Consider the following 2,730-nt stretch of genomic DNA (forward strand, 5'->3'; position numbering starts at 1 on the left):
TCCGGGGCGTGGTCGGGCCGCTCCACCAAGGCTTCAACCAGGGGCTCCAGATCAGCCCATTGCGCGTCGCTCAGCATCGTCCCTCCTCCATCAGAGAGACGAAAACGCAAGCCCAGCCAATCTGTTCAGGCGACGACAGGCCCTAGAAGCGGACGTTGAGAAGGGCTCGACGCCGATGCTGCCGAGCCGTCCTGACCCCTAACAAGCCGTGAGAGTTCTCAGCCTTTCTGCCAGACTCGCCGACGCAAGGTCACCGCGATTGAGGATCTGGCTTGCGCCGCGAAGCTTGCTCCGGTCATCCGCCGAGAATTCTCGACCTGTCAGTACGATCACTGGGATATCTGCGCAGCCGGGTACGGCCCGAACACCCTCCAGGAAGCCGAAGCCGTCCATGATGGGCATGTTCAGGTCCACAATCACGACGTCCGGCCTAGTTTCGGCCACTTGTTGCAGACCTTCCTCTCCGTTCGATGCTTCCACAACCGACCAGCCGTCCTCCTCTAGGGTGGCGCGCATAGCCATGCGGGTCACGGCCTCGTCCTCGACTAAAAGTACGGTGCCACGGTGGTCCGTCTCCGTAAGCCTGAACTGGTTCACGATCTTGCCGAACCGCGTCCAGTCGACCGGCTTCAGCATGTAGTCCGAGGCGCCGAGGGACGCCGCCAGCTTGCGCTGGTCGACGGACGTCACCATCACAACCGGGATCGGCGCCAGTACCTCGTCCGTCCTGATCTGGCTCAGCACCGACCATCCGTCTACGCCCGGCATCATCACGTCCAGCAGGATAGCCCGCGGCCTCAGCCTCCGCGCGAGGTCGAGCCCGCTCCTGCCGTTCGTGGCCGTCTGGACCCGGAAGCCCTCGCGATGCAGGAACCGCGTGGTGAGCGCGAGTTGGTCTGTATCGTCGTCGATGACCAGGATGACATCGCCCCCCACCTCGCCGTCGGCAATGACGTCCGGATCGGGCGAGGCTAGCTCGTCAACGGGTGGAACGAAGGTCGCCGGCACGGTGAACGTGAAGGTGCTACCCTGGCCAGGGACGCTGGACACCGTAATGGTCCCCGCGAGCATGTCGGCGAAGGCTCGCGTGAGCGAGAGGCCAAGCCCGGTCCCGCCGAAGTTGCGGGTCGTGGAGGCATCAGCCTGCTCGAAACGTTGGAATAGACGCGACACCTGCTCGGACGTCATCCCGATCCCGGAATCCGAGACCGAGAACGAAAGCAGGTCGCCACCCGAGACCTCCGTCATGCGGGAGGCAGCAAGGGTTATGATCCCGCTTTCCGTGAACTTGGCCGCGTTGCTTAGGAAATTAAACAGCACCTGCCGGGTCTTGGTCAGGTCGGAATGCATCCGGCCCAGGCCGGGCGCGAACTGCATCTTCAGGGTGTTGCCCTTTTTGCCAACCAGCGTAGCGACCGAACTCGCAACGTCGCGCAGCATTTCCTCCGCCGCGAAATCCTCGGCGTAGACGTCCATCTTTCCGCTCTCGACCTTAGAGAGGTCCAGCACGTCGTTGATGAGCCCGAGCAGGTGACGGGCGTTGCGCTCGACCTTTCCAATGTCAGCCACGAGGTCCGACGCCTCGCAGCCGTCAGAGATCTCCTCTCCCATCATCTCGCTGTAGCCGATGATGGCAGAAAGCGGGGTGCGGAGTTCATGGCTCATGTTGGCGAGGAAGTCGCTCTTTGCCGTGTTGGCCTGTTCGGCCGCTTCTTTAGCGGCCTCTGCTGTTGCATGGGCGTCGGTCAACGCCGCCTCTCTGTCGACGAGGATGTGGTTCGCGGCGTTGAGCCGCTCCAGCGTGGCTTCGTTCTGTACGACCGACCGGCGTAGGGTGTGGCAGATCCACACCATGGTCGCGCCGACCATCATGTACTGGCACAGCAGGGCAACGTCGACGCCGCTGAGCATCCCGTCCTGCATGTAGAACCACGCGGCGATCAGGGTGGACAACGAAAGCGCCAGCGTCCCGGCACCCCAGCCGAAAGCCAGGGTGACGACTAAGAGGACCGGAATGTACAGCAGGAACGGTGCGACATGGGCCGGGGCCAAGAACCGAACGAACGTCATGACGCCGACGAGGAGTAGCGTGACACCGTAGTCGGGGACCGGCGAATGACGTCGGCGGGCGACCGTCCCGATCAGTTTGTGCAAGCTGCTCATGGGGAGGGAGTGTCACGGCCGGGGTGCTTTGGAAAGTGACCGGCTCTGAACAGAGAAGGGTGCATTGCAGGGGACCAATGGTGGTTTCGTGTGGTTCTGTGAAAGGGCGTCGACAGCTTGGCCGATGTCGGTCGACTGCGGAGCATGGGGGCGCTTCCGAGGGCCGGCCTCCGAGGAGACCTAGATAAACTTAGGTGAATACCCGGTGGTGGCGCATACTCGCCGGCCAATAAGGTGATCCATGCCAATCCTCCAACTTCGACGTCTGCCGCGGTCCGTGGCAGCGCAGGCTGCCATCGTGGGTGCCACCCGCGCGTTGGGGAGGGCGTTCCCGATCAACCTGGATGAAGCCGTGCGCAACCGTCTCGGCAGGGCTGCAGGGCGGCCCCCACGCAGCCGGAAGTCAGACTTAAGGATCATGACGTGAACAGCCGTAATGCGACCAAGTCCCTGGTCCTCCAAAACCAGCGGACACTGTTGGCGAAGTCGGCGGCTATGCGGCGAGAGCGCTGAATCGTGAGGTGTGGGCCGAGGCCAGGGGTCTGTGCCCGAACCAGGCGGCCAGAC

General features: G+C 63.2%; 1 protein-coding gene. It reads right to left on the bottom strand.

The genetic code is table 11. The annotated features are described in order from the left end of the window. Positions 1-198: 198 nt before the first annotated feature. Positions 199-2,163: a response regulator gene (locus tag ASF57_RS14570; RefSeq protein ID WP_056484685.1), complete on the bottom strand. Its 1,965-nt coding sequence runs from the start codon at positions 2,161-2,163 to the stop codon at positions 199-201. Between the last annotated feature and the right edge of the window lie 567 nt (positions 2,164-2,730).

The organism is Methylobacterium sp. Leaf117, assembly GCF_001422985.1.
Taxonomy (GTDB): domain Bacteria; phylum Pseudomonadota; class Alphaproteobacteria; order Rhizobiales; family Beijerinckiaceae; genus Methylobacterium.

What these genes read in the sequence shown, in the direction of transcription:
- ASF57_RS14570 (WP_056484685.1), bottom strand. Translation starts at nt 2,163, where the DNA reads ATGAGCAGCTTGCACAAACTGATCGGGACGGTCGCCCGCCGACGTCAT.